Origin of the sequence: Mesorhizobium sp. M0045, assembly GCF_040323385.1 — a bacterium.
GTDB lineage: Bacteria > Pseudomonadota > Alphaproteobacteria > Rhizobiales > Rhizobiaceae > Mesorhizobium.
This window is the reverse complement of sequence record NZ_JAMYUY010000011.1, coordinates 79843-105118: the sequence shown is the minus strand read 5'-3', so window position 1 is coordinate 105118 and position 25276 is coordinate 79843. Positions and strand designations below refer to the sequence as shown.

General features: G+C 61.3%; 25 protein-coding genes and 1 tRNA gene. 18 read left to right on the top strand and 8 right to left on the bottom strand.

Going from position 1 to position 25276, the window contains the following annotated elements; all coding sequences use genetic code 11:
* The first annotated feature begins 137 nt into the window (after nucleotides 1-137).
* The gene (locus NKJ72_RS18735) at nucleotides 138-767 is read left to right on the top strand and encodes an invasion associated locus B family protein (RefSeq protein ID WP_352478856.1); all 630 of its coding nucleotides are present in this window, start codon (nucleotides 138-140) and stop codon (nucleotides 765-767) included.
* A 121-nt stretch (nucleotides 768-888) separates the two neighbouring features.
* On the opposite strand, the gene hspQ is transcribed toward NKJ72_RS18735, so the two are convergent.
* The gene (gene hspQ, locus NKJ72_RS18730; protein WP_023675043.1) at nucleotides 889-1212 is read right to left on the bottom strand and encodes a heat shock protein HspQ; all 324 of its coding nucleotides are present in this window, start codon (nucleotides 1210-1212) and stop codon (nucleotides 889-891) included.
* Nucleotides 1213-1434: 222 nt separating this feature from the next.
* Nucleotides 1435-2643, bottom strand: coding sequence for a UbiH/UbiF family hydroxylase (locus NKJ72_RS18725; RefSeq protein ID WP_352478855.1), 1209 nt, complete (start codon nucleotides 2641-2643; stop codon nucleotides 1435-1437).
* Between the two features lie 61 nt (nucleotides 2644-2704).
* On the opposite strand from NKJ72_RS18725, the gene NKJ72_RS18720 reads away from it, so the two are divergent.
* The 8 genes from NKJ72_RS18720 to NKJ72_RS18685 all read left to right on the top strand — a co-directional run bounded on the left by NKJ72_RS18720 (nucleotide 2705) and on the right by NKJ72_RS18685 (nucleotide 11022).
* Nucleotides 2705-3643: a DUF2182 domain-containing protein gene (locus NKJ72_RS18720; RefSeq protein ID WP_352478854.1), complete on the top strand. Its 939-nt coding sequence runs from the start codon at nucleotides 2705-2707 to the stop codon at nucleotides 3641-3643.
* 13 nt (nucleotides 3644-3656) lie between these two features.
* Entirely contained in the window at nucleotides 3657-4271 is a 615-nt protein-coding gene (locus NKJ72_RS18715) for a DUF1326 domain-containing protein (RefSeq protein WP_352478853.1), read from the top strand.
* A complete protein-coding gene (gene pcsA / locus NKJ72_RS18710; protein WP_254817227.1) occupies nucleotides 4268-5083 on the top strand; it encodes a phosphatidylcholine synthase in 816 nt (271 codons plus the stop codon). The genes NKJ72_RS18715 and pcsA overlap by 4 nt, the downstream gene beginning before the upstream one ends.
* Nucleotides 5084-5101: 18 nt before the next feature.
* Nucleotides 5102-6079 carry a quinone oxidoreductase family protein gene (locus tag NKJ72_RS18705; RefSeq protein ID WP_352478852.1) on the top strand — a complete coding sequence of 326 codons (978 nt, stop codon included), beginning with the start codon at nucleotides 5102-5104 and terminating at the stop codon, nucleotides 6077-6079.
* A gap of 152 nt (nucleotides 6080-6231) precedes the next feature.
* Nucleotides 6232-7824 carry an ABC transporter ATP-binding protein gene (locus NKJ72_RS18700; protein ID WP_502901862.1) on the top strand — a complete coding sequence of 531 codons (1593 nt, stop codon included), beginning with the start codon at nucleotides 6232-6234 and terminating at the stop codon, nucleotides 7822-7824.
* Entirely contained in the window at nucleotides 7821-8933 is a 1113-nt protein-coding gene (locus NKJ72_RS18695) for an ABC transporter permease (protein ID WP_352478850.1), read from the top strand. Before NKJ72_RS18700 ends, NKJ72_RS18695 begins: the two co-directional genes overlap by 4 nt.
* Nucleotides 8933-9907, top strand: a complete 975-nt coding sequence (locus NKJ72_RS18690) for an ABC transporter permease (RefSeq protein ID WP_352478849.1) — start codon at nucleotides 8933-8935, stop codon at nucleotides 9905-9907. Before NKJ72_RS18695 ends, NKJ72_RS18690 begins: the two co-directional genes overlap by 1 nt.
* A 47-nt stretch (nucleotides 9908-9954) precedes the next feature.
* Nucleotides 9955-11022, top strand: a complete 1068-nt coding sequence (locus NKJ72_RS18685; RefSeq protein WP_254817222.1) for a BMP family ABC transporter substrate-binding protein — start codon at nucleotides 9955-9957, stop codon at nucleotides 11020-11022.
* Nucleotides 11023-11088: 66 nt separating this feature from the next.
* On the opposite strand, the gene rimO is transcribed toward NKJ72_RS18685, so the two are convergent.
* From rimO to NKJ72_RS18665, 4 genes are all read right to left on the bottom strand, one after another.
* Nucleotides 11089-12402 (bottom strand): 30S ribosomal protein S12 methylthiotransferase RimO, encoded by a 1314-nt coding sequence (rimO, locus tag NKJ72_RS18680; RefSeq protein WP_254817221.1) that lies wholly within the window; start codon nucleotides 12400-12402, stop codon nucleotides 11089-11091.
* A 149-nt stretch (nucleotides 12403-12551) separates the two neighbouring features.
* Entirely contained in the window at nucleotides 12552-13211 is a 660-nt protein-coding gene (locus tag NKJ72_RS18675; protein WP_254817220.1) for a TerC family protein, read from the bottom strand.
* Nucleotides 13212-13382: 171 nt separating this feature from the next.
* Entirely contained in the window at nucleotides 13383-13790 is a 408-nt protein-coding gene (locus tag NKJ72_RS18670; protein ID WP_352478848.1) for a DUF930 domain-containing protein, read from the bottom strand.
* Between the two features lie 96 nt (nucleotides 13791-13886).
* Nucleotides 13887-13976: transfer RNA gene (locus tag NKJ72_RS18665), tRNA-Ser, on the bottom strand.
* Nucleotides 13977-14421: 445 nt separating this feature from the next.
* Here NKJ72_RS18665 and NKJ72_RS18660 point away from each other — a divergent pair.
* The 9 genes from NKJ72_RS18660 to NKJ72_RS18620 all read left to right on the top strand — a co-directional run bounded on the left by NKJ72_RS18660 (nucleotide 14422) and on the right by NKJ72_RS18620 (nucleotide 23863).
* The gene (locus tag NKJ72_RS18660; RefSeq protein WP_352478847.1) at nucleotides 14422-15168 is read left to right on the top strand and encodes a hypothetical protein; all 747 of its coding nucleotides are present in this window, start codon (nucleotides 14422-14424) and stop codon (nucleotides 15166-15168) included.
* Between the two features lie 271 nt (nucleotides 15169-15439).
* Nucleotides 15440-16663 (top strand): septal ring lytic transglycosylase RlpA family protein, encoded by a 1224-nt coding sequence (locus NKJ72_RS18655; protein WP_352478846.1) that lies wholly within the window; start codon nucleotides 15440-15442, stop codon nucleotides 16661-16663.
* A 100-nt stretch (nucleotides 16664-16763) separates the two neighbouring features.
* Entirely contained in the window at nucleotides 16764-17924 is a 1161-nt protein-coding gene (locus tag NKJ72_RS18650; RefSeq protein WP_352478845.1) for a D-alanyl-D-alanine carboxypeptidase family protein, read from the top strand.
* Nucleotides 17925-17988: 64 nt separating this feature from the next.
* The gene (tmk, locus tag NKJ72_RS18645) at nucleotides 17989-18663 is read left to right on the top strand and encodes a dTMP kinase (protein ID WP_352478844.1); all 675 of its coding nucleotides are present in this window, start codon (nucleotides 17989-17991) and stop codon (nucleotides 18661-18663) included.
* Nucleotides 18660-19715, top strand: a complete 1056-nt coding sequence (locus NKJ72_RS18640; protein WP_352478843.1) for a DNA polymerase III subunit delta' — start codon at nucleotides 18660-18662, stop codon at nucleotides 19713-19715. The genes tmk and NKJ72_RS18640 overlap by 4 nt, the downstream gene beginning before the upstream one ends.
* Nucleotides 19716-19836: 121 nt before the next feature.
* A complete protein-coding gene (metG, locus tag NKJ72_RS18635) occupies nucleotides 19837-21423 on the top strand; it encodes a methionine--tRNA ligase (protein WP_352478913.1) in 1587 nt (528 codons plus the stop codon).
* Nucleotides 21423-22217 (top strand): TatD family hydrolase, encoded by a 795-nt coding sequence (locus NKJ72_RS18630; protein WP_352478842.1) that lies wholly within the window; start codon nucleotides 21423-21425, stop codon nucleotides 22215-22217. Before metG ends, NKJ72_RS18630 begins: the two co-directional genes overlap by 1 nt.
* 3 nt (nucleotides 22218-22220) lie before the next feature.
* Nucleotides 22221-23039, top strand: a complete 819-nt coding sequence (locus NKJ72_RS18625; RefSeq protein WP_352478841.1) for an MBL fold metallo-hydrolase — start codon at nucleotides 22221-22223, stop codon at nucleotides 23037-23039.
* A 233-nt stretch (nucleotides 23040-23272) separates the two neighbouring features.
* Nucleotides 23273-23863, top strand: coding sequence for a hypothetical protein (locus tag NKJ72_RS18620; protein ID WP_352478840.1), 591 nt, complete (start codon nucleotides 23273-23275; stop codon nucleotides 23861-23863).
* A gap of 102 nt (nucleotides 23864-23965) precedes the next feature.
* Here the strand turns inward: NKJ72_RS18620 and NKJ72_RS18615 are convergent, their stop codons facing one another.
* Both NKJ72_RS18615 and NKJ72_RS18610 read right to left on the bottom strand, forming a co-directional pair.
* Nucleotides 23966-24520, bottom strand: coding sequence for a DUF2076 domain-containing protein (locus tag NKJ72_RS18615; RefSeq protein ID WP_352478839.1), 555 nt, complete (start codon nucleotides 24518-24520; stop codon nucleotides 23966-23968).
* Between the two features lie 32 nt (nucleotides 24521-24552).
* On the bottom strand, nucleotides 24553-25260 hold the full coding sequence (locus tag NKJ72_RS18610) for a Bax inhibitor-1/YccA family protein (RefSeq protein ID WP_254817208.1): 708 nt from the start codon (nucleotides 25258-25260) through the stop codon (nucleotides 24553-24555).
* Nucleotides 25261-25276 lie beyond the last annotated feature (16 nt).

The following is a 25276-nucleotide window of genomic DNA, read 5'->3' as shown; positions in this document are numbered from 1 at the left end:
CCCGGGCTGGATTCGGCGTCGCTTGCAGTGTAACACGCCGTCCGGAGTCATTCTGTTGCCTCATTTCGGCAACAGGTAGCTGGACCACACGGCATGAAAAAAGCCGGTCCCGGGATCATTTGAGAGGAATGCACGACATGACGAGCCTGAACAGCAACGCGTACCGCCTGTCGGTCATGGCCGCTGGCGTGGTCGGCATTCTGGGCGCCGGGATTCCCGCTGCTGTCGCGCAGCAGCAACAGCAGATTCCGCAAGGCTGGTTCAAGGCCTGCACCAAGCAGGAAGATGTCGACATTTGCAATGTCCAGAACATCACCACCGCCGGCAATGGTCAGCTCATCACCGGCGTCAGCCTGATCGAATTGAAGGGCAAGGTGAACCGCAAGGTGTTCCAGGTGACGGTTCCGACCGGCCGTTTGGTTCCTCCCGGCATCGGCCTCCAGATCGACGCCGGCAAGGCGCAGAAGCTCGAGTACGTGATCTGTTTCCCGGATCGCTGCGTGGCGGAAGTGCCGCTGACCGATCAGCTCGTCGCGTCCTTCAAGAAAGGTTCGAACCTGACGCTGACCTCGGTCAATTTCCAGAACCAGCCGAACCCGATCAAGATCGCGCTGACCGGCTTCAGCGGCGCCTTCGACGGCCCGCCGCTGCAGCAGTCGGACATCGAGGACCGACAGAAGAAGCTCCAGGAGTTCGTCGCCAAGAACAATCAGGATTTTGCCAAGAAGCTCAAGGAAGAACAGGAAAAGGCGAAGGCCGCCAACTGATCGACGGGTTTTCGAACAAAACAAAAAGCGGGGTTCATGCCCCGCTTTTTTATTGAATCGGCTGATTATCGGGTCCAGACTTGTCTCAAGCCTGTCCGAGCCCAGCCAGATCCCGACTAAGTCAATGTCTCAATTGGTGCTTCGGCTCGTAGCGCCCGTCGGGCTTCTTGTCGAACATTTCACCAATCTGCGGATGCCGGACCGGTTCGCCCGACCGGTCCTCGAGTAAATTCTGCTCGGACACATAGGCGATGTATTCCGTCTCCGAATTCTCGGCGAGCAGATGATAGAAGGGCTGGTCCTTGCGCGGCCGCACGTCAGCGGGGATCGCCTCGTACCATTCGTCGGTATTGGCGAATTGCGGATCGACGTCGAAAATGACGCCGCGGAACGGAAACAGCCGGTGGCGAACCACCTGTCCGATCGAGAATTTGGCTGTTTTCATCGCACTCACCACTTGAACTTCTTGAACGCCACGCATCCTGGAACACGCAAGGAAACGCTCCAGGATTTTAGATTCTTACACACCGGTCAGGCAAAGATCGGCCCAGGCCTTACGGTCGACATCGTCATTATTTGGCGCAGACGCCGCGTCAATTCAATCCCGATCAGCTTGATGCCGGGTTGAGCATCCCAAGATGCGGATCAAGGGCGGTGGCCAAGATCGCTATCGCTCAGCCGGTTTTCGCAATCCGCCAAAAAAAGTCGCAAAACCGCTGCCGGGTCGAAGACCCTCGCGCATGAAAAACGCCCGCAACGGCGCAAACCCCTCAAGCGCGCCAAGACCAGCGCTGCGCATCAGCTGGGCCGGCAGCATGTCGGAAAGCAACGACATGTTCAGTAGGTTGACCGCGCTGCTGCGCGCCAGAATGTCCGGCCGCCGCTTGAAATCATAGGCTGCAAGCGCCTGGGCGGCGCCCGGGTCCGAGCGGTTTCTGCTTGCGGTACCAATCAGGTCGTCAATGTCCCGGATGCCGAGATTAAGCCCTTGCGCGCCGATTGGGGGAAACACGTGGGCGGCTTCACCGACAAGTGCCACGCGGCGATGCGCAAACCGCCACGGGCTCACCGCTGAAAGTGGGTAGACCTGCCGGCCGGGCTCAACCGACACGCGGCCCAGCATCGATTGCATCCGCTGTTCGACCCGCGTCGAAAGCTCGGCCTCGTCGAGTGCTGCAAGATCCTTGGCGATTTCGGGTTCGAGCACCCAGACAAGGCTGGACCGGTTGCCGGGCAGGGGAACCTGTGTGAACGGACCGGTCTCGGTGTGGATTTCGGTCGAGGTGAATGCGTGGTCGCTGCGGTGACCGAAATTGAGCACCAGCGCCGCCTGCGGAAAGGATCGGACCGAGGTCCGGATGCCGGCTGCCTCGCGGGCCGGCGATTGACGGCCATCGGCGGCAACTGCCAACGATGCCTCGATCTCGCTACCGTCGGCGAGAACGGCATGGGCATGGTCGGCATCGAGGCGCCATGCCTCCACCATCGACTTTCGCCATTCGATGCCCGAATGCGCGACAGCCTCGGCTAGCGTGCGGTTGAGAACGCTGTTGGGCAAGTTCAGCCCGAATTGCTCTTCGTTGATCTCGCTGGCGCGAAAGGTCACTGTCGGGCTGCGGATCAGCCGGTTGGTTGCGTCAACGATACGCATCACCTTGAGCGGCGCTGCGTGCGGCCTGATTCCGTCGAAGATCCCTAGCCGTTCGAACATCTCTAGGGCAGGGTTCATCAAGGCTGTCGTCCGGCCGTCGGGGCCGGCTGCGTCGGGTCCGACGAGCGTCACGGGAAAGCCCGCCTTGGCAAAGCCAAGCGCCGCGATCAGCCCCGCAGGGCCGCTGCCGGCGACCAGTATCCGTGCTGTTTCCCGATGGTTCAAATTCGGCTTCCGGATTGCGAGGTGAGGCCTATCCGACCTGCTGGTCCATATAGGTCAGGTGATGCCGCTTGATCAACGCGGCGATTCGGCCCATTCGGTTGCCATGACCGGCCAACAAGACTATTTCAGCCACCTCGACGGTACCGGCCGCGCGATGGCGAGCGTTGCGCGCAACCCTCGACTGACCGTGAGCGTTGTTGCCGGCATGGGCATCGCCCTTGCCTGGCTCCTTCTCGGCGTAATGGCAGTTCGGGGGGCGGCAAGCCGGCTCCCGGGCGCCGATGTACCGGGCGACGCCGTGCTGGAATACCTGCCGCTACTGCCGTTGCCGGATTTCCTTGCGCGTTTCTTCGCCCTCTGCCTTGCGCCGGCGCCGCTTCGCGCAAGCCTAGGCGCGCAAGGCGGGGCACTCACCGCGATGTGGCTGTTGATGGTCATCGCGACCATGCTGCCCTCCGCGGCGCCGATGATCCGCACCTATTGCGAGATCGCGGATACCGCCCGGATCAAGAGGGAGCCGGCCGTCCATCCGCTGATCCTGGTCGCTGGATATTTGAGCGTCTGGCTTGTCGCCTCGGCAATGTTCGCTGCCCTGACGCTCGCAATCCATGCATTCGCCTCATCCGGGCAGATGCTCGATCCGCTGGTTGGAATTGCCGGGGCAGCCGCGCTGTCGATCGCTGGTCTCTATCAGTTCAGCCGGCTGAAGGAAGTCTGTCTGGACAAGTGCAGAAATCCGTTCTCGGTCCTGTTCGCCAACTGGAGCGCCAGGCCCATTCGTATTTTGCGGCTCGGCATGAAGCAGGGCCTGTGGTGCCTTGGATGCTGCTGGGCTCTAATGCTGGTAATGTTTGCCGTCGGTGTGATGAACGTGTTCTGGATGGCGATGATCGGCTTGTTCAGCCTGGTCGAAAAACGGACGGCAGGCAATCTGCCGACGCGGCTGGCCGGTGCGATACTGCTTGTCTGGGCAGCAGCGCTACTAGTAGTCTCGACATGAGGGGGACAATTCGATGACAGACCAAAACTGGGCAATGAAGGGAGAACTCGTCCTCTCCTGCAATTGCACGGTTTTTTGCCCTTGCGTTCTGTCGCTCGGCAACCATCCGCCTACGGAAGGCTATTGCCAAACCTGGGCGGGGTTCCGCATTGATGCCGGCCATTTCGGCGACGTCGACCTGTCCGGTCTCAATCTTGGGCTGATCATGGAAATCCCCGGCTATATGAGCCGCGGCAACTGGACGGCCGGCCTTTTCATCGACAAGCGCGCCTCGGTTTACGCTGTGAAGGGACTGACGAAGATATTCACCGGCAAGGCGGGTGGAACCACATCGCTGCTCTCCATCCTGGTCGGACAGTTCCTCGGCGTCGAGCAGGTGCCGATCACCTACGAGACGCGTGAGAAAACACGCATCTTCCAGATACCGAAGATCATCGATGGTGCGGTGACGCCGATCACCGGCAAGGATCGCGACAAGGATACAGTCATCAGCAATTCGGAATACTGGATTGCGCCGGAAATCATCGTCGCCAAATCCGACAAGAGCAAAATGCGGGCCTTTGGCCGCAACTGGAACTTTGCTGGCCGCTCGGCCGAAATCTGCAAGCTGGATTGGCGGGGCCCGTGAGCAAGAAGACGACGGCCAGGAAAATCGCCGACCGGATTCCGCGGCCGAAGAAGAAAGTCACCTGGCCGCAGGCGCGGGCGTTCTCGGTCCATCTCTTGACCGCGTCGGGCTCATTCCTGGCGTTTCTGTCGCTAGTGGCAGCAAGCGAGCAGCGCTGGACGGCGATGTTCTGGTGGCTGGGGCTGGCGCTTTTCGTCGACGGCATCGACGGGCCGATCGCCAGGAAGCTCGACGTCAAGGAAATCCTGCCGACATGGTCGGGCGAACTGCTCGACAACATCATCGACTACGTGACCTACGTGTTGATTCCGGCCTTCGCGCTCTATCAGCGCGGCTTCATGGGCGAGCGCCTGTCGTTCCTGTCTGCGGCGATAATCGTGGTGTCGAGCGCGATCTACTATGCCGATACCGGCATGAAGACGAAGGAGAATTTCTTCAAAGGCTTTCCGGTCGTCTGGAACATGGTGGTGTTCACGCTGTTCGTCATCGAACCAGGACAATGGGTTTCCTTCGCCGTGGTCGTGGTGGCCGGCATTCTCACCTTCGTGCCGATCAATTTCATCCATCCGGTGCGGGTGAAGCGGCTGCGGCGCGTTAATCTCGGCATGACGCTGCTTTGGTGCGCTTTCGGCGCGCTGGCGCTGGCGCAGGCCGCACTTGCCTCCTTCTACGACCAGATCGGCGTGCTGGGCGAGCAGGTCAGCGACTTCATCAAGATCGGGATCACGGTCACCGGGCTTTACCTCGCCTGCATCGGCGCTATCATGCAGTTCTTTCCAAATCTCGGCGCCAAGCCGGACAAGAAAGCCTGATCCCAAGAGAGTCTGAAAATGTCCAAAGCGATCCGCATCCATGCCCATGGCGGTCCGGAGGTCCTGACCTATGAGGATGCCGATCCCGGGCAGCCAGGCTCGGGACAGATCCTGGTCAAGCACAGCGCGATCGGTCTCAATTTCATCGACGTCTATTATCGCTCGGGCCTCTATCCGCCGCAGGGCGGATTTCCGCTGATCCCCGGCGGCGAGGCGGCCGGCGTGGTCTTGAAGGTCGGCTCGGATGTCGACTGGCTCAAACCCGGCGATCGCGTCGCCTATGCCGTGACCACCGGCGCCTATGCCGAGCAGCGCGTGATCGCTGCCGACCGCGTGGTGAAGGTGCCGGACGGCATCAGCGACGAACAGGCCGCGGCGATGATGCTAAAGGGCATGACGGCCGAATATCTGTTGCGCCGTACATTCAAGGTGAAAGCCGGCGACACGATCCTGTTTCATGCGGCGGCCGGCGGTGTCGGCCTGATCCTCGGCCAATGGGCCAAGCATCTCGGCGCGACGGTGATCGGCACCGCGAGCTCGACCGACAAGATCGAACTCGCCAAGGCGCATGGCTTCGACCACGTGATCAACTATCGCGAACAGGATTTCGTTGCCGGCGTCGCGGCTATCACCAGTGGCAAGAAATGCGACGTCGTCTATGATTCGGTCGGCAACGACACGTTTCCAGCCTCGCTCGATTGCCTGCGGCCGCTCGGCACGTTCGTCAGCTTCGGTCAATCGTCTGGGCCGATCCCGCCCTTCAGCATCTCGTTGCTGGCGCAGAAGGGCTCGCTGTTCGCAACGCGGCCGACGCTGTTCGTCTACAATGCCAGGCGCGAAGACCTCGAGGCTTCCGCCGCCGCATTGTTCGACGTGGTGCTCAGCGGCGCCGTCAAGATCAAGATTAACCAGCGTTACGCGCTCAGCGAGGCCGGCAAGGCGCATTCCGATCTCGAAGGGCGCAGGACCACCGGGACAACGATACTTATCCCTTGAGCGCCCGCAGTTTCGGCCCGCCGACGCCGCCGTTCTTGCGAACTGCTCTTTACCGCTTGAGTTTCCGCTGAAATTCTTGAAGCTCTTTCAAGTCGTGAGGCGCTTACCGTAGAGAGCAGGGCGCGCATACGATGCTTGCGGGAACACAGAACATGTCTGGCAAACCAGATGGAGGCACCGTGAGTGCAGATCAGGACGGCGCAAACCTGCTTGAGGTTCGCGGCCTCACAAAGATATTCGGCACGCTGACAGCCTGCGACCATGTCGATCTCAACATCGCCAAGGGCGAGATCCATGCATTGCTTGGCGAGAACGGCGCCGGCAAGTCGACGCTGGTGAAAATGCTTTTTGGATCGCTGGAACCGAATTCTGGCGAGATTTTCTGGAATGGCCAGGCGGTCAGGATCACCAGCCCAGGCACCGCAAAAAAGCTCGGCATCGGCATGGTTTTCCAGCATTTTTCCCTGTTCGAAGCGCTGACGGCGGCGGAGAACATCGCGCTGTCGCTGGATGACGGCTCGCCGATCAGCACGATCGCGGCCAAGGCGAGGGCGCTCTCCTACAGTTACGGCCTGCCTCTCGATCCGCTATCGCTGGTCGGTGATCTGTCGGTCGGCGAGCGCCAGCGTATCGAAATCATCCGCTGCCTTCTCCAGACGCCGCAACTAATCATCCTCGACGAGCCAACTTCGGTGCTGACGCCGCAGGAGGCCGATAAGTTGTTCGAGACGCTCGAACGGCTGCGTTCGGAAGGAAAGTCCATCCTCTACATTTCGCACCGGCTGGAAGAAGTCAAACGCATCTGCGACCGCGCCACCGTGCTGCGTCACGGCAAGGTGGTCGGCCATTGCAATCCGCGCCAGGAAACCGCGTCTTCGTTGGCGCGGATGATGGTCGGCAACGAGGTCCAGGCCGTGGTGCGGGCGCCGGCCGAGGGTATCGAGACCGCGCCGGTGCTGCTTCAAATCCGCGAACTCACCCGCAAGCCGGCGACCCCGTTCTCGATCCCGCTCAGGAACATCAATCTTGAAGTCCGGGCCGGCGAGGTGATCGGCATTGCCGGTGTGGCCGGCAACGGCCAGGGTGAATTCTTCGAATCCGTTTCCGGCGAGGTGCTGCAGGAGGATACCGGCTCGGTCCGCATCCGCGGCAAGGATGCCGGCGGCCTCGCCATCACCGGCAGGCGCCTGATGGGCGCTGCCTTCGTTCCGGAAGAGCGGCTCGGCCACGGCGCAGCACCGCGCATGAGGCTTTCGGAAAACCTGCTTCTGTCGCGCCACGCCACCGACGGCAAGATGTTTGTCGGCGCCGGTGGAATGGTCAAGAGCGATGCGATCTATACCGCTGCCCAGCGCATCATACAGGCAATGGACGTGCGCAAGAGCGCGCCGGATCCGGAGGCTGCGGCCCTTTCGGGCGGCAATCTGCAGAAATTCATCGTCGGCCGCGAACTCGATCGCCGGCCAAGCGTCTTGGTGGTCAATCAGCCGACCTGGGGGGTCGACGCGGGTGCGGCGGCCCACATCCGCCAGGCGCTGATCGAACTGGCGCGCAGCGGCTCGGCGGTGCTGGTGATCAGCCAGGACCTCGACGAGCTGTTCGAGATTTCCGATGCGATCACGGTCATGCACAATGGCGAACTGTCGAAGCCGCTGCCGATAGCTGAAGCGACATTCGAGAAAATCGGGCTGCTGATGGGCGGCGCCGAACCCGGTCATGCCGAACATACGCTGGAGACGGCTTGATGCGCCTCGAACTTGTAAAACGCCCGCAGCGCTCGATGCTGTTTTCGGCACTCTCGCCTTTCATCGCTTTCGTTTTGACGATCATAGCCGGTGCCATCATGTTCGCGCTGCTCGGCGTCAACCCGTTGACTGCGTTCCGCATCTACTTCATCGAACCGATCAGCCAGGTCTGGCAGTTGCATGAGCTGGCGATCAAGGCTGCCCCCCTGATCCTGATCGCGGTCGGACTGTCGGTCTGCTACAAAGCCAACATCTGGAACATCGGCGCCGAAGGCCAGTTCATCCTGGGCGGCATTGTCGGCTCGATCTTCCCTGTGCTGTTTCCGCAGTTCGAAGGCCCATTGGTGCTGCCGCTGATGCTTCTTTTCGGCATGGTCGGTGGGGCTGCCTATGCTGCAATCCCGGCACTGCTGAAGACGCGCTTCAACACCAACGAGATCCTGACCAGCCTGATGCTGGTCTATGTCGCCCAGCTCTTCCTCGATTGGCTCGTACGCGGGCCGTGGCGCGATCCGCAGGGCCACGGTTTCCCGCAAACCATCCAGTTCAACGACTCGGCCATACTGCCGGAACTCCTCCCGGAATCCGGCCGGGCAAACTGGGGATTTGTCTTCGCGTTGGTCGCGGCGATACTGATCTGGATCCTGATGAGCCGTATGCTGAAAGGCTTCGAGGTCCGCGTGCTCGGCTCAAGCCCGAGGGCAGGGCGCTTCGCCGGGTTTGGCCTTAACCGTATGGTCTTCTTTGCCTTCCTGCTGTCGGGCGCACTGGCCGGACTTGCCGGGATTTCGGAGGTCTCGGGAGCCATCGGACAATTGCAGCCGGTGATTTCGCCCGGCTACGGATTTACCGCTATCATCGTGGCATTCCTCGGCCGGCTCAATCCGCTCGGCATCGTCGCCGCAGGCCTTGTGCTGGCGCTGACTTATCTGGGCGGCGAGGCAGTGCAAAGCGCGCTCGGCATCTCCGACAAGGTGGCGCGCGTGTTCCAGGGCATGCTTTTGTTCTTCGTGCTCGGCTGCGACACGCTCATCCATTACCGCATTCGCCTGATCGGCTTTTCCGCGCCGAAGCTCGAGGCAGCGCCGAAGCTGGAGGGAGCCCGCTGATGGACGTCACTGTCAACATCCTCTTGACGATCGCGACGGCGGCGACGCCGCTGCTGATCGCGGCGATCGGCGAACTGGTGGTCGAACGTTCGGGTGTGCTCAATCTCGGCGTCGAAGGAATGATGATCATGGGTGCCGTCGGTGGTTTCGGCGCCGGCTATCTCACCGGCTCGCCTTGGATAGGGCTGTTGGCGGCAATCACCATGGGGGCAGTGTTCTCGCTTCTGTTCGCCGTCATGACGCTGTCGCTGGCCACCAATCAGGTGGCAACCGGCCTGTCGCTGACACTGCTCGGCCTCGGGCTTTCCGGCATGATGGGGACGAATTTTGTCGGCCAGCCTGGCGAGAGGCTGCCAAACCTCGACATTCCCGGCCTGACCGCAATCCCGGTCGTCGGCAGGCTGCTGTTCGGCCAGGATCCAATCTTCTACATCTCGATCGCGCTTACCGCTGCCGTGATGTGGTTCCTGTTCAAGACCCGCACCGGGCTCACGCTGCGCTCGATCGGCGACAGCCACGCATCCGCCCATGCGCTTGGTATCCATGTCATCCGCTACCGTTATCTCTCAGTGATTTTCGGCGGCGCTTGTGCCGGCCTCGCCGGCGGCCACCTATCGCTGGTCTACACGCCGCAATGGGTGGAGAACATGACCGCCGGCCGCGGCTGGATCGCGCTGGCTCTGGTCGTCTTCGCTTCCTGGCGGCCGTGGCGGGTGCTGGCCGGCGCCTATATTTTCGGCGCGATCTGGGTTGGCCAGCTTCACGTCCAAGCTATAAATCTGCAGGACTTCGTCGACGCGCCCTGGTTGCTCTACAAGTTAATTGCGTTCTTAAAATCGTTTCCCTCGCAACTGCTTTCTTCGCTGCCCTATCTGGCAACTGTCGTGGTTCTCGTTCTAATCTCGCGCAACAAACGTTTGACGATGATGAACACGCCGGCCTCCTTGGGCCAGCCATTCGTTCCGGATCGTTGACAACAAAAAGACGGAAGCTCCAAGGCTTAACTCAGAGAGGTAACAAAATGAAAAAACTGCTTATTGCCCTGCTGGCGACGACGGCCGCATTGACCCTGGCGGTCTCAGCCGAGGCGGCGGACAAGCTGAAGGCATGCTGGGTCTATACCGGCCCGATCGGCGATTTCGGCTACTCCTACCAGCACGACCAGGGCCGCCTCGAGGTGGAAAAGGCACTCGGCGACAAGGTCGAGACCGCCTATCTCGAAAACGTCTCCGAAGGCCCCGATGCCGACCGCGCCTTCGAGCGCCTGGCGCGCGAGGGATGCAAGATCATTTTCGGCACATCCTTCGGCTTCATGGACCCGGAAGTGAAGATCGCAAAAAAATTCCCCAAGGTGATGTTCGAGCACGCCACTGGCTACAAGACCGCCAAAAATCTCGGCATCTACAATGCGCGTTTCTATGAAGGCCGCTACGTACTTGGCCAGATCGCGGCCAAGCAATCGAAGTCGGGTGTCGCCGGCTACATCGTTTCCTTCCCGATCCCGGAAGTTGTGATGGGTATTAATTCCTTCATGCTAGGCGCACAGTCGATCAATCCGAACTTCAAAGCCAAAATCGTCTGGGTGAACTCCTGGTTCGATCCGGGCAAAGAAGCTGACGCCGCCAAGGCATTGTTCGACCAAGGTGCCGACATCATCGTCCAGCACACCGACTCGACCGCTGCGTTGCAGGTGGCGGAGGAGCGCAAGCTGCACGGCTTCGGCCAGTCCTCCGATATGATCAAGTTCGCACCGCACGCGCAGCTGACCGCACTGACCGACGAATGGGGCCCGTACTACATCAGCCGGGTCCAAGCGGCACTCGACGGCACCTGGAAGCCCGACAATGTATGGCTCGGCATCAAGGACGGCGCCGTCAAGCTGGCGCCGTTCACCAACATGCCCGACGACGTCAAGGCGATGGCCGAAGCCACCACCAAGAAGATCGCCGACGGCTGGAACCCCTTTACCGGGCCGATCGCCAAGCAGGACGGCACACCTTGGCTGAAGGAGGGCGAGGTCGCCGACGACGCCACGTTGCTCGGCATGAATTTCTACGTGAAAGGCGTCGACGACAAGCTGCCGCAGTAGGCAACCGGGAAGCACACCGAACGAAAGAGCGCCGCGAGGCGCCCTTTCATTTCGGACTGAGTGATCTCAGACCGCCGAGCCGTAGAGGTCGTAAGCGTCGGCGCGATCGATCTTGACCGTGACGATGTCGCCCGCGCGCAAGGGCCGCCGCGACTGGATATGGACCGAGCCGTCGATTTCGGGCGCGTCGTATTTGGTCCGGCCCTTGGCCGAATTGCCATGCGCCTCGTCGATCAGGACCGGCAGTCGCTTGCCAATTTTCCTGGTGAGCTGCGTTGCCGAAATCTTCTGCTGGCGCTGCATGAAGCGGTGCCAGCGGGCTTCCTTGATCTCCTGCGGCACCTGCTCGAGGCCGAGCTCGTTGGAGCGGGCGCCTCTGACCGGCTCGTATTTGAAACAGCCGGCGCGGTCGATCTTCGCCTCGTCCAGCCAGTCGAGCAGCATCTCGAAATCGTCGTCCGTCTCGCCGGGGAAACCGACGATGAAGGTGGAGCGGATGGCAAGGTCCGGGCAGACGTCGCGCCAGCTGCGAATGCGCTCGAGCGTCTTTTCGCCATGAGCGGGCCGGCGCATGTTCTTCAGCACCTGCGGCGAGGCATGCTGGAACGGAATGTCGAGATAGGGAAGAATCTTGCCTTCGGCCATCAGGGGGATGACGTCTGCGACATGCGGGTAGGGATAGACATAGTGCATGCGCACCCAGACACCGAGCTTGCCCAGTTCTTCCGATAGATCGAGGAACTTCGCCCGCACTTCGCGGTCGCCGAACATGCTGGTCCGGTATTTGATGTCGATGCCGTAGGCGCTGGTATCCTGCGAGATGACGAGGATCTCCTTGACCCCGGCCTTGGCCAGCTTCTCGGCTTCGCGCAACACGTCGGCGGCCGGCCGCGATACGAGGTCGCCACGCAGCGCCGGGATGATGCAGAAGGTGCAGCGGTTATTGCAGCCTTCCGAAATCTTGAGATACGCATAGTGGCGCGGCGTAAGCTTGACCCCTTGCGGCGGCAAAAGGTCGATGTAGGGATCGTGGCTCGGCGGTGCTGCCTCATGCACAGCCGCCATAACGCTTTCATAGGCTTGTGGACCAGTGATGGCGAGGACGTTGGGGTGTCTTTCACGAATGACGTCCGGCTCGGCGCCGAGGCACCCGGTAACGATAACCCTGCCGTTCTCTGAAAGTGCCGAGCCGATGGCATTGAGCGATTCATCGCGAGCCGAATCGAGGAAGCCACAGGTGTTGACGACGACCAGGTCGGCGCCGTCGTGCTTGCGGGCGATCTCGTAGCCTTCAGCGCGCAGGCGGGTGATAATGCGCTCCGAATCCACAAGGGCTTTCGGGCATCCAAGGCTGACGAAACTGACGCGAGGGGCGGACATCAAGCTTTTCCGGATTCAGGATTGGCGGCGCAGTACCACAGTTGTTGCCGCATTGGTATGGGCAGCGGCTGCGGCGAAACGCAACCGCCGGCATCGCCGAAGGCTCGCCGAAATCGAAGTCGCGGCCGATGCGAATTCGAGTCGATGCGTCAGCTCACCGCACTGCTGACATGCGGCAAGACTTCCACCGCGCCTCGATAGATCATATCGAGTGCGACATAGAAGATGATCAAAAGGCCGATATAGGCGATCCAGCGATGGCGGTGCAGCAGCTTGGCGATGAAGCTCGCGGCAAGGCCCATCAGCGCGATCGACAGGACGAGGCCGATCACCAGCACCTGGAAGTGATCGCGCGCTGCGCCGGCGACCGCCAGCACGTTGTCGAGCGACATCGACACGTCGGCGATGACGATCTGCAATGCCGCCTGACCCAAGGTCTTCTTACGCGCCTTGCCGGCCACCATATCATCGCTGTTGATATCGGAATTGGACAGCGCTTCCGTCGCCTCCACCTCGTCGGCATGCGACGTGCGCAGCTCGCGATACATCTTCCAGCACACCCACAGCAGCAAGATGCCGCCGGCCAGCAGCAGGCCGACAATCTGCAGCAGGGTGACGGTGATCGCGGCAAAACCGATGCGCAGCACCGTTGCCGCCACCACGCCGATGAGAATCGCTCTCTTGCGCTGCTCGACCGGCAAGCCCGCTGCGGCCAGGCCGATGACGATGGCGTTATCGCCTGCAAGCACGAGATCGATGGCGATGACCTGGAGCAGGGCAGAGAAGCCCGCGGCAGTGAAAATTTCCATCGACTGGAAGTCCCTTGCTGGTTGGCCGACCGTTTGCGTCGAATGCCTGGAGGGCCTAACGTGTATGGTTCCCGCACGTCAAGGGACTGGTTAGAACAAGGTCGGCAATATACAGAGTTTGCGACTATCGGCCCGAAACACCTGCAAAATGCGGCCACAGGTCGCGAATGCCTAGTTATAGAGATTGTATTTGGGCCAGTCGCTTTCCGGAATTTCATCACCGATCCGGTAGCGGAGCTGCAGGACTTCCATATGGTCCGGCGCTGTCTCGCATTTGAATTTCAGCCGGTACCATTGTCCCTTGCTGCGAAACGCAGCACCCGGGCTCCTGATCGCATCGGCGCCCATTTCGGGCGTCGCAAAAGCGTAGGCGACGACACGATCGGCTTTGTATTTGTGGTCGTCGCGGGTAATCCGGTCGAGAATTTCGGCGTCGCATCGCTGCTCCAGCCGGGTTTGCGGATCGAGTTTCAGCAGGCCGGCGCGCAATGCGCTGTCCATTGCGCTGGCCGGCCAAGGCAGCGCCATCCATGCGAGGACCGCAAAAAATAACCTATTCATGGGCGGGAGAAGCACCATCTTTCGTCGCAAAAATCAATCCGATCGGGGGCTCGCTCATGTCCCGGTCATCTCGATGCAAGCCCGGGAGATTGCGTTCGGGACAAAGAGCGTCACTGGCGGAGGGAGTGGGATTCGAACCCACGGTGGGCTTGCACCCACGCCGGTTTTCAAGACCGGTGCCTTAAACCGCTCGGCCATCCCTCCAGGGTGATTTTTCAATCACTTAGGATATCGCGAGAGGAGCGGGTTCGAGCTGTCGGTACCGGATTGGCACCAGGACGTTCCCCGATCGGTTCGCGCTCCATTCCTGTAAAGCTGCATTCGACGCCAAGTCAACCGTGGCGGCCGCACCTTTCGGCGCGATCCAGGACGGTGAGCAGCGTCATGGCGAGCTGTTTGTGCCGAGTGTGGAAAATCGTTTTTAAAACCCGCACGGACTATTAATCGTTGCGCGCTGATATGTTGGGCGCATTAGGCACATGTAAGTAAAATCGTCTTCTGGAGTTGAATTTTGGCCGTACTTGGCGCTCTCCCGCCCGGTCTTCGCTGTAGACCAATTCGCGAAACCGACTGGGAGGGAGTGGTTGATTGTCTGTGCAGGGGCTTTCCGGCGCGTAACCGAAGTTACTGGATCCGGGCTCTGACCCGTTTGTCGAAGCGGCCTGCGGTTGCCGAGTTCCCACAATATGGCTTTGCTTTGGAGCATGCCGATCGGATCGTCGGCGTTGTGCTCACCCTTTATGCGCGCTACCAGGGGTCGGAGAGCGAGGAAATCCGCTGCAATCTTTCGAGCTGGTCAGTCGACGCAGAATTCCGTTCCTATGGCGCCATGTTGGTTGCGGCGGTTCTCAAGCGGAAGGACGTGACCTACACGAACATTTCGCCGGCGCAAGCGACATTGAAAGCCAACCGGGCGCTCGGCTTTCGGCTCTTCTCCAGCGGACAATTTACCTTCTTGCCGGCTTTAAGTTCGGCGCCGCGGTCATGTCGCGTGGTCGAAGTGCGTCCCGATCTTCCGGAACTGGCGATGCTGTCCGAGAGTGAGAGATACATACTCTCGGAACACGCCGCGCTGGGGTGCCTGTCGTTGATCTGCATCTGCGATGGAGCAGCGTTCCCCCTGGTGTTGATGCCGCGCCGAATGTTGCACGGTCTTATCCGGTGCCATCAGGTCATCTATTGCCGCTCGCTCGCGGATTTGAGCCGCTGCGCCGGTGCCATGGGGCGCTTTCTCTTGCGAAGCGGAATCCTGGTTTGCTTTGTCGACGCCAAGGAGCCGATTCCAGGTTTGGTGGGATGGTACCGCCCCAACAAGGGGCTGAAATACTTCAAGGGTCCCAGACCACCCGCACCTGGAGATCTGACGTTCACCGAGCTCGTGATCTTCGGTCCCTGAGTCTGCGCTCGCAGACACGCCAGGCGAGGTTCAAAGCCCGCCACGAACGGCGTTTTGCTGATCTAAGCGATGACTTCATCCCGACCGGCGAGACGGTCCGCGCCACAATCTCGCCCGGTTCCGACCACAATCGGTTAATACGGTGATAAACAATTCCTGCGCACAAAAGCATTGGGGTAGGGCGTTGCCGGCGTTTCTGGAGTGGGTGCTTTGGCATCGCTGACGTTTATGCTGCGGTGCCTTCGTCGATGCTATAGGGGACAATCAAAATATGCAGACCACGGCGCGCCCGCGTCTTCGTCGCGCTTTCGCTTTCGCGCTGTTTGCCTTGTCGGCAGCGTTTCTTGCGGCATGTGCCGCGCCGCAGCAGAAGGCGATGGTCAACAAGAAACCTCGCTCCAAGGAATATTTTTCCGAAGCCGAATATGGCGTGAAAGCCAGCCCGCGCGTGATGTTCAAGACGTCTCGGGGGCGCAACCAGCTCGGCAAGCCCTATCAGGTGCGCGGCAAGTGGTATTATCCGAGGGAAGACAAACGTTACGCCAAGGTTGGCCTAGCGTCCTGGTATGGTGAGGCGTTCCACGGCCGGTTGACCGCCAATGGCGAAGTCTACGACATGGCAGATCTGACGGCGGCGCATCCGACTATGCCGCTCCCGAGCTATGCGCGGGTCACAAACATGAAGACCGGCAGCTCGGTGATCGTGCGCGTCAACGATCGCGGACCCTATCATGATGGACGCATCATCGATGTGTCGAAGCGCGCTGCTGAAATGCTCGATTATGCCAATATCGGTACGGCCGAGGTGAAGGTCGAATATGTCGGCCGTGCGCCGCTCGAAGGCAATGACGGGCAGTATCTTATGGCTTCGTATCGTCCAGGCAACAGGGCGCCGGATCCGTCGGACGGTCTGCCCAGCGGTGTCATGGTCGCCATGAATGGGCCGTCGCCAAGCCTGGCGGTGAGCGCTGCAGCCGTGCCGTTCCCCCGTCAGCTGACGAATACCGGGCAGGGATCCGATGCAGGGCCTGTCATAGCGGTGCAAGCGTCTGCTTCGGGAGACATTGTACTGCCCGATTTCGGCCCGATCGTGCCGGAGCGTCCGGAGATCAACCTGCCGGCGCAATCTCCATTCACCATGGCGTCGCTGTCTTACGCCGACGAGCGCGTGCAGCGCGCCTCCAACGCGTTTGCCGAGCTGGACGACACCGGCATGTCGCCCGCCGAGCTTCTTCAATCGTGGAAGCGGCAAGCTCCTCCAACCCGGTCGCCCACGGACTATGTCGCGGCGGGTTCGTTCGAGGATGCCGCCGAGGCCGAGCGTGTGGCTGCCCAGCTTTCCAGCTTCGGCAAGACCGAAATCCAGCGCTCGGAACTTGAAGGCAAGGACTGGTACTCGGTCAACCTCTATGCCGACGGCCGTGGCAGCCTGGACGAGATGCTGCAGGCATCGTGGTCGCATGGTGCGCCCGATGCGCTTGCTGTACGCGACTGAGCTCGGGGTTGCCTGGTTTTTCGTGCGCGATTGATCCGCCAGGCAAAAGCCTGATAGGTTCTGCCAACGTGCAAGAGCGCCGGCTCACTGGTCGAATCTGATGAAATTTTTTCGCCCTTTCACTGGGCTTATAGCGCTCGGCCTGCTGCTGCTCTCGCTTGCGCCGGCCTCGGCACAGCTTTTCGAGACCAAGGCCGCGCAGGCCTTCATGATCGATGCCGAAACCGGAACCGTGCTGTTTTCCAAGGACGCCGACAGGTTGATCCCGCCGGCCTCGTTGGCCAAGCTGATGACGATGGAAGTGGTCTTCAACGCCATCAAATCGGGGCGCATGACGCTCGACGATACCTTCGTGGTGAGCGAAAACGCCTGGCGCAAGGGCGGCGCTCCTTCGGGGACATCGACTATGTTCGCGAAACTCAAGTCGACGATCCGGCTTGAAGACCTGATCCAGGGCGTGACCGTGCAGGCGGCCAATGACGGCTGCATCGTCATCGCTGAAGGAATCGCGGGGTCCGAGGCAAACTTCGCGGCGCAGATGACCGAGCGTGCCCGCCAGATCGGCTTGCAGAAATCGACCTTCGTCAACTCCACCGGTCTGCCGGCAGATGGGCAGCAAACGAGCGTTCGCGAACTCGCGCTTCTGGCGCTGCATATCTGGCGCAACTACCCGGATCTCTATCGCTATTACGGCCAGAAGGATTTTACCTGGAACAAGATTTCCCAGAGAAACCGCAATCCGCTGCTGGCCATGGATATAGGCGCAGACGGGCTCGCGGTCGGCGCCAGCGAGCAATCCGGGTTCGGCATTGTCGGCTCGGCCAGCCACAACGGCACAAGGGTGATCGCGGCGATGAGCGGCCTGGCAAACGACCGCGAGCGTGCTGAGGAAGCGCGAAAGCTGCTCGACTGGGGCGTTCGCTCCTTCGAGAAGACTGAAGTATTCGCCAAGGACGAAGTGGTTGGCGAAGCCCAGGTCTTTGGCGGCGCCAAGTCCGGAGTCGCGTTAAAGGCAAAAGGACCGGTGCAGATCTTCCTGCCGATCACCAACCGCGACAAGCTCACCGCCAAGATCGTCTATGACGGACCGGTTGCCGCGCCGGTGGAGGAGGGGCAGCCGGTCGGTACGCTGCGCGTCTGGATCGGCGATACTCTGAGCCAGGAGACGCCGCTGTTTGCCGCCGAGTCGATCGGTGTCGGTTCGCTGCCGCAGCGCGCGCTCGACGCCGCCAAGGAACTGGCCGTCGGCTGGCTGCGTTAGCACCGTCGCGGTGGACCTTTTTTCCCGCCGGGACTATACGGTCCCCGAAGTATGGACAAAGGCTTTGGCGCGCGGATTTTTCATCACTTTTGAAGGCGGCGAAGGAGCAGGCAAGTCGACGCAGATCGAGCGGCTGGCAAAGAAGATGCGCGCCAAGAAATACGATGTGCTGGTAACGCGTGAGCCGGGTGGCTCGCCGGGCGCGGAGGCGGTCAGGCATGTCCTGCTTTCAGGCGCAGCCGAGCCGTTCGGCCCCAAGATGGAAGCGTTGCTTTTCGCCGCTGCGCGATCCGACCATGTCGAACAGGTCATCCGGCCGGCGGTCGAGCGCGGTTCGGTCGTGCTTTGCGATCGTTTCATGGATTCTTCCCGCGTCTACCAGGGCGTCACCGGCGGCCTGGACCCGGCATTCATGGACGCATTGGAGAAGGTCGCCATCAACGGCATGGTGCCGGACATGACGCTGATCTTCGATATCGATCCCGCCGAGGGCCTGAGGCGCGCTACCGCCCGGCGGGGGAGCAGTGACGGACCGGACCGCTTCGAGAAGGAAACATTAGCCATCCACCAACGCCGGCGCGAGGCGTTTCTCGCGATCGCCGCAGCTGAACCCGAACGCTGCGTCGTCGTCGATGCGTCAGCCGACCTCGACACCGTGGAGGATGTCGTTACCGCCATCGTCTTCGCGGCTCTTGAGAGGATGATGCCGGCGCAAAGAAGGCAGGCGGCGCCGGCATGATTTTCGAACGCATCGCGCCCGAACAGCACGACACGCTGGACGGGGTGCCCGAGCCATCCGAGACGCCGCGTCTTGTCGGTCACCCGCAGACGGCCAACATGCTCGCCACCGCTTACCGCTCGGGAAAACTGCCGCACGCACTGATCTTTGCCGGACCGGTGGGCATAGGCAAGGCGACGCTGGCCTTTCATCTGGCGCATCATCTGTTGAAGCACCCGGCCTTCGAGCAGGCGCCGGAAAGCCTTGCCGTTCCAGATCCGGCTTCGTCGCTGTTTCGCCAGATCGCCACCGGGGCACATCCTTCGGTGCTGCATCTTACACGCCCCGCGAATGACAAGACCAAGAGCTTCAAGACAGTGGTCACGGTCGACGAAATCCGCAAGGTCAGCCGTTTTCTGTCGCTGACGTCGCACGACGGCAGCTACCGGGTGGTTATCGTCGATCCCGCCGACGACATGAACACCAATGCTGCCAATGCCTTGCTGAAGAATCTTGAAGAGCCACCGGCGCGGACCTTGTTCATCCTCATCGTCCATGCGCCGGGCAGTTTGCTGCCGACGATCCGGTCGCGCTGCCAGATGGTGCGATTGGCCCCGCTCGATGCCAAGAGCTTGATGGCGGTTCTGGAGGGCATCGAGCCGCCGCCACCGGAGGATCCTGCGGCGCGCGCGGCGCTGGCGGAGCGGGCAGGGGGCAGCGCGCGCAACGCGATCCTGTTGACGCAGTATGGCGGGCTTGAAATCGCCGCCACCCTCGATGCCCTGGTGATGTCCAAAAAGATGGATGTCGCAGGCGCCTACCGTCTTGCCGAGGCGGTCGCCGGCCGCGACCAGGCAATCCCGTTCGAGATATTCAATCGCCGCGCGCTCGACCTGCTGTCGGCCGGCGCCAGCCAGGCCGCGCTCGCCGGCGATCTCGCGCGGGCCAAAACGCTGTCGGATACTTGGCACGAGGCTTTGAACGCTATATCTGAAACGGAGACCTACAATCTCGACAAAAAGCAGCACGCCCTGACCATGATCGACCGCCTGAATTCTGCAATGCGAATGTGACGGCCGCTGGCGTGGCTTTGGAAGCCCCTGAGCATTGATCCCAATCAATCGCAGGAACTTCGAAGCCACCACATTGGCGTCGGATGGCAATTGCCGTTTCGATGCGATATCTCACCGCGACATCTTTCATTCAGACATTCATGACGGCTCATCCATGTCACGCGAAAAATACTACGTCACGACGCCGATCTTCTATCCGAACGGAAAGCCGCATATCGGCCATGCCTACAATGTGATCGCCAGCGACACGCTTGCCCGCTTCCAGCGGCTCGACGGCAAGGACGTCTTCTTCGTCTCGGGGACCGACGAGCACGGCTTGAAGATGCAGCAGACGGCGGACGCCGAAGGCCTGACGCCGAAGGCGCTTGCTGATCGCAATTCGGCGATCTTCCGTTCGATGCTCGAAGCGACCGGCTGCTCGAACGACGTTTTTATCCGAACTACCGAGGAGCGGCACTACAAGGCTTGCCAGGCGATCTGGACACGCATGGCTGAGAATGGCGACATTTACCTCGACCGCTACAGCGGCTGGTATTCGGTTCGGCAGGAAGCCTATTTCGATGAGGCCGAAACCAAGGTCGGCGACGACGGCGTGCGCCGCGAACCGCTCGGCTCGCCTGTCGAATGGACCGAAGAAGAAAGCTACTTCTTTCGGCTTTCCGCCTATCAGGACAGGCTGCTCGCACTATACGAGAACAGCCCCGAATTCGTCGGGCCGGCGGAGCGGCGCAATGAAATCGTCAGCTTCGTCAAATCCGGCCTCAGGGATCTGTCCATCTCGCGCACCACGTTTAACTGGGGCGTGCCGGTCCCGGGCGACGACAAGCATGTGATGTATGTCTGGGTCGATGCACTGACCAACTACATCACCGCTGCCGGTTATCCGGATCCGGCCAGCGAGAGATGGTCTTTCTGGCCTGCAAACGTTCATGTCATCGGCAAGGATATCGTGCGCTTTCACGCGGTCTACTGGCCGGCTTTCCTGATGTCGGCTGGCATCGAATTGCCGAAGCGCGTGTTCGCGCATGGTTTTTTGTTCAACCGCGGCGAGAAAATGTCGAAGTCGGTCGGCAACGTCATCGACCCGTTCGCCATGATCGAGCACTACGGTCTCGACCAGGTGCGCTATTTCTTCCTGCGAGAAGTGCCGTTCGGTCAGGACGGTAGCTACAGCCATGATGCGATCGTCAACCGCACCAATGCCGACCTTGCCAACGATCTCGGCAATCTGGCGCAGCGCTCGCTGTCGATGATCGCCAAGAACTGCGGCGGCGTGGTGCCGAAGCGTGGCGAATTGAGCGACGCCGACAAGGCGATCCTCGATCAGGCAGATGCCGCCCTTGTCACGGCGCGCAGGACGATGGCCGACCAGGGCATCCATTTGGCGCTGGCGGCGATCTTTGGCGTGGTGGCCGAAGCCAACCGCTATTTCGCCGGGCAGGAGCCATGGGCGCTGAAGAAGACCGATCCGGCACGCATGGAAACGGTGCTGTGGACGACGGCTGAGGTGATCCGGCGTGTCGGATTGCTGTGCCAGCCCTTCATTCCAGGCTCGGCGGCAAAGCTGCTCGATCTTTTGGCGGTGCCGGCGGACAGCCGCGACTTCGCGCATGTCGCCGAAGCTCATGCGCTGGTGTCCGGTACGGCACTGCCGGCGCCGGAACCAGTATTTCCACGCTATGTCGAGCAAACGGATACAAGCGCCTGATGCTGGTCGACAGTCACTGCCATCTCGACTTTCCGGATTTCGCCGAAGAGCGGGCGACCATCGTCGCCCGCGCCCTCGCGGCCGGCGTCGGCCGTATGGTGACGATCTCGACGAGGGTGAAGCGATTTAGCCAAGCGCTTGAGATTGCAGAGACTTTCGATGAGGTCTATTGCTCGGTGGGCACCCATCCGCACAATGCGGCGGAAGAGCTTGACGTCACTGTCGATGATCTGGTGCGGCTCTCTGCTCATCGCAAAGTGGTGGCGATCGGCGAGGCGGGGCTCGACTATTTCTACGATCATGCGCCGCGCGACGCACAGGCTCAGGGCTTTCGCACCCACATCGCCGCGGCGCGCGTGACCGGTCTGCCGCTGGTCATCCATTCGCGCGACGCCGACGACGACATGGCTGACATCCTCGAAGAAGAAACAGGGAAGGGCGCCTTCCCCTTCATCCTGCACTGTTTTTCGTCTGGGCGCAGGCTAGCCGAGATCGGTGTCGCGCTCGGCGGCTACGTTTCGTTTTCCGGTATCCTGACCTTCAAGAACTCCGCCGAGCTGCGCGCCGTCGCCGCCGATGTGCCGCGCGACCGTCTGCTGGTCGAGACCGACGCGCCATACCTTGCGCCGATCCCGTTTCGCGGCAAGCGCAATGAGCCCGCCTATGTCGCGCATACAGCCAAGGTGCTGGCCGAGACGATCGGCTTCAGCGAGGCCGAGATCGCTGATATCACCACGGATAATTTCTTCCGGCTGTTCAGGAAAATGCCGCGCCCGAGCGCGCCGGGCGCCTGACGCATGAGCGACCGGTTACGTCTTACCGTCCTCGGCTGCGGCTCATCGCCGGGCACGCCACGCATCACCGGCGACTGGGGCAGTTGCGATCCCGCGAACCCCCGAAACCGGCGCACGCGCACCGCAGCGCTCGTCGAGCGGATCGCGGCGAATGGCGTCCGGACCACGGTCGTCATCGACACCGGCCCGGATTTCCGCGAGCAGATGCTGCTGGCATCGGTCAGGCGCATCGATGCGGTGGTCTATACACATCCGCATGCCGACCATATCCACGGCATCGACGATTTGCGCGGCTTCGTACTGGAGCAGCGCCACCGGATCGACATCCATGCCGATCAGGCCACCATGCTGCGCTTACGCGAGGCGTTCCGCTACTGTTTCGAAACACCGAAAGGCAGTTCGTATCCGCCGATCGTGAACGCCCATATCATCGACCACGACAGGCCGGTGGTGATCGAGGGCGAGGGCGGCGCCCTCACCCTCGAACCGCTGGTGCAGCTTCATGGCGACATCACCTCGCTGGGTTTCCGCATCGGCGGGCTGGCTTATTGCCCTGATGTCAGCGACTTTCCGGACGCGACCGCCGAGCGCTTGCGCGGGTTGGACGTGCTGGTCATCGACGCGCTGCAATACACCGTCCATCCGAGCCATCTGTCGCTTGGCCAGGCGCTTGGCTGGATCGAAAGGCTGGCGCCGAAGAACGCGGTGCTGACGCATATGCATGTGCCACTCGACTACGCCACGGTAATGGCCGAGACGCCGGCCAACGTCGAGCCTGCTTATGATGGCATGACGATCGAAATCCCTTACGAATCAGCGTGAAGGACCAAGTTTTTACGGCTGGGTTTCTGAGTGGGATCTCGCAAGGTGCGTGAAACCAATTTCTCGGCCCAGCGGCTCGCTGGTGCTACTTCCACGCCACATCCTTATCTGCCATTTCAGTTCCATAATCTATCTTATGCGACCAGGGGCGCGCGGGAGTTGGACAAGGTTTCCATCCCGCTGCTGCCGGCCAGGCGCGAAGATTCGCAACCGGCATGCTACGGTTGCGAATCATGAAGCGACTTGGGCTCTTCACAAGTTTCGTCCTCACCCTCGCCTGCGTGCTCACTGGCGCGCGAGCGCAGGACTTTGATCGTGCGCCAGGCGAGAACGACCTGGCTTTCGCCAAACGTGTTGTCGGGTTCGCCGACAATGCTGATCCGCACACCACAGCCGTGAGCTGGAGCGGCCTCCAGACACTCTTCGTCGATTACCAGACCGCTGAGGACTATCCGGAACGCCCGCTCGTCGCGCTGCAACGGCTAGCTGACAACAGATATCGCGCAATCCAGGTCACGATCGGTGAACAAGAGGGCGACACGCCGGACATAGCGCTCGGCCTCGCCAACGCCGACCACGACCCGGCAAAGGAACTGATCGTGATACTTTCCTGGGCTCAGATGCACTACGATGTCGAAGGGACGCTCTACGAAGTTCGCATCTTCGATGGCCCCAAGCCAGGCCAGAAGGCGCTGACTCAATTGAAAGCGAGCCGGAAGTTCGACGCCACATGCGACTGCCATTGGCGCGACGGCACAACGAAGCACTTCCGCTTCAAGACGATCGCAGCGGTCAAGACTGAACTGAAGCGCCTGGGTTATTAGCCGCCGGCGAGGGCTCGCTTCCCGGATGCTGCCCTCGCCATCTCGCCTATGCTGACCCGCAATCGTCACCAGCGCCGGCACAGGCACAGTCTGGGTCGCTCGTCAGAACTCCATATCACCGAAGTCACCGCCATTGTCGGAGCTGGCATCGCCTGCCTGATCGGCTTCGTCCGGCTGCGGCGTCGGCTGTTCAGCGGCCTTCGCTTCGCTGCCGCCAAACATGCCGGCGATCGCGTTGCCGAGCAGCACTCCGCCGGCCACGCCCATCGCGGTCTGCGCAGCGCCAGCAAGAAAACCGCCGCCTGCCCGCTGTGGCGTGTCCTGCGGCCCTTCAGTTGCGACGGAGGCGGCGCGCCCTACCCGCGGAACCGAGCCCGAGCGCCTGCCGCCGCTGCGGCCGAAGAAGCCGCTGAGCGGTCCACCGCCGGCGGGCTGCTGCGCCTGCTCTTCCAGTTCTTCGATGCGCGCCTGAGCTGCGTTCAGGGCCTGCTCCTGCACCACGATCGTCTGGGCCATGTAATATGGCGCGCCAGGCTGCTGGCCGATCTGATCCTGGATAAAGCGCTCTGCTTCCGCATCGCGCGGCGGCGCCTGGCGCTCGACATTTGCCAATTTCTCGAAGAGGTGTCCGATCGCCTGTTGATCGTTTCTGTCCATGGTATCCGCCTCCGGTCGTGGTCCGACGCCGGCTATTCGCGCTCGCCGGTGAAGTTCAACAGCAGTTGGAAGATGTTGATGAAGTTCAGATAGAGCGAGAATGCACCGAAGACAGCGAGCTTCTGCTGTGATTCCGCACCGAAGTTTTCCGCATACTGCTCCTTGATAGTCTGGGTATCCCAGGCGGTGAGGCCGATGAAGACGGCGATGCCGATCACCGAGATCGCGAACTGGAGCGCGGTCGAGCCCAGGAAGATATTGACGATGCTGGCGATCACCACGCCGATCAGGCCCATGATCAGGAACGACGAGAACTGCGTCAGGTCGCGTTTGGTCGTGTACCCGTAAAGGCTGGTCGCGCCGAACATGGTGGCGGCGATGAAGAAGGTGCGTGCGATGCTGGTGCCGGTAAAGACCAGGAACACGGAAGCCAGCGACAGCCCCATGACCGCGCAGAATGCCCAGAACATCGCCTGGGCGCCGGCCGCCGACATCGTCTGCATCCGGAACGAGAACAAGAGCACAAAGGCCAGTGGTGCCAACATAACCACCCATTTCAGCGGTGTGGAGAAGATCGGCACGTAAAGCGCGGGTGTGGAAGCCACCACGAAAGCGATCACGCCCGTAACGACGAGGCCAAGGCCCATGTAGTTGTAGACGCGCAGCATGTGCCGGCGCAGGCCTTCGTCGTAGACGGCTCCGGCTCGGGCTCCGGCCCCGATATATCCGAGATTGTTCATGTGGTTCTCCTTCTTG

Excerpts from the sequence above, each read along its gene's own strand:
- NKJ72_RS18735 (WP_352478856.1), top strand. The coding sequence starts at position 138 with ATGACGAGCCTGAACAGCAACGCGTACCGCCTGTCGGTCATGGCCGCT.
- hspQ (WP_023675043.1), bottom strand. The coding sequence starts at position 1,212 with ATGAAAACAGCCAAATTCTCGATCGGACAGGTGGTTCGCCACCGGCTG.
- NKJ72_RS18720 (WP_352478854.1), top strand. The coding sequence starts at position 2,705 with ATGCCGCTTGATCAACGCGGCGATTCGGCCCATTCGGTTGCCATGACC.
- NKJ72_RS18715 (WP_352478853.1), top strand. The coding sequence starts at position 3,657 with ATGACAGACCAAAACTGGGCAATGAAGGGAGAACTCGTCCTCTCCTGC.
- NKJ72_RS18705 (WP_352478852.1), top strand. The coding sequence starts at position 5,102 with ATGTCCAAAGCGATCCGCATCCATGCCCATGGCGGTCCGGAGGTCCTG.
- NKJ72_RS18700 (WP_502901862.1), top strand. The coding sequence starts at position 6,232 with ATGTCTGGCAAACCAGATGGAGGCACCGTGAGTGCAGATCAGGACGGC.
- NKJ72_RS18690 (WP_352478849.1), top strand. The coding sequence starts at position 8,933 with ATGGACGTCACTGTCAACATCCTCTTGACGATCGCGACGGCGGCGACG.
- NKJ72_RS18685 (WP_254817222.1), top strand. The coding sequence starts at position 9,955 with ATGAAAAAACTGCTTATTGCCCTGCTGGCGACGACGGCCGCATTGACC.
- rimO (WP_254817221.1), bottom strand. The coding sequence starts at position 12,402 with ATGTCCGCCCCTCGCGTCAGTTTCGTCAGCCTTGGATGCCCGAAAGCC.
- NKJ72_RS18675 (WP_254817220.1), bottom strand. The coding sequence starts at position 13,211 with ATGGAAATTTTCACTGCCGCGGGCTTCTCTGCCCTGCTCCAGGTCATC.
- NKJ72_RS18670 (WP_352478848.1), bottom strand. The coding sequence starts at position 13,790 with ATGGTGCTTCTCCCGCCCATGAATAGGTTATTTTTTGCGGTCCTCGCA.
- NKJ72_RS18655 (WP_352478846.1), top strand. The coding sequence starts at position 15,440 with ATGCAGACCACGGCGCGCCCGCGTCTTCGTCGCGCTTTCGCTTTCGCG.
- NKJ72_RS18650 (WP_352478845.1), top strand. The coding sequence starts at position 16,764 with ATGAAATTTTTTCGCCCTTTCACTGGGCTTATAGCGCTCGGCCTGCTG.
- NKJ72_RS18640 (WP_352478843.1), top strand. The coding sequence starts at position 18,660 with ATGATTTTCGAACGCATCGCGCCCGAACAGCACGACACGCTGGACGGG.
- NKJ72_RS18630 (WP_352478842.1), top strand. The coding sequence starts at position 21,423 with ATGCTGGTCGACAGTCACTGCCATCTCGACTTTCCGGATTTCGCCGAA.
- NKJ72_RS18625 (WP_352478841.1), top strand. The coding sequence starts at position 22,221 with ATGAGCGACCGGTTACGTCTTACCGTCCTCGGCTGCGGCTCATCGCCG.
- NKJ72_RS18620 (WP_352478840.1), top strand. The coding sequence starts at position 23,273 with ATGAAGCGACTTGGGCTCTTCACAAGTTTCGTCCTCACCCTCGCCTGC.
- NKJ72_RS18615 (WP_352478839.1), bottom strand. The coding sequence starts at position 24,520 with ATGGACAGAAACGATCAACAGGCGATCGGACACCTCTTCGAGAAATTG.
- NKJ72_RS18610 (WP_254817208.1), bottom strand. The coding sequence starts at position 25,260 with ATGAACAATCTCGGATATATCGGGGCCGGAGCCCGAGCCGGAGCCGTC.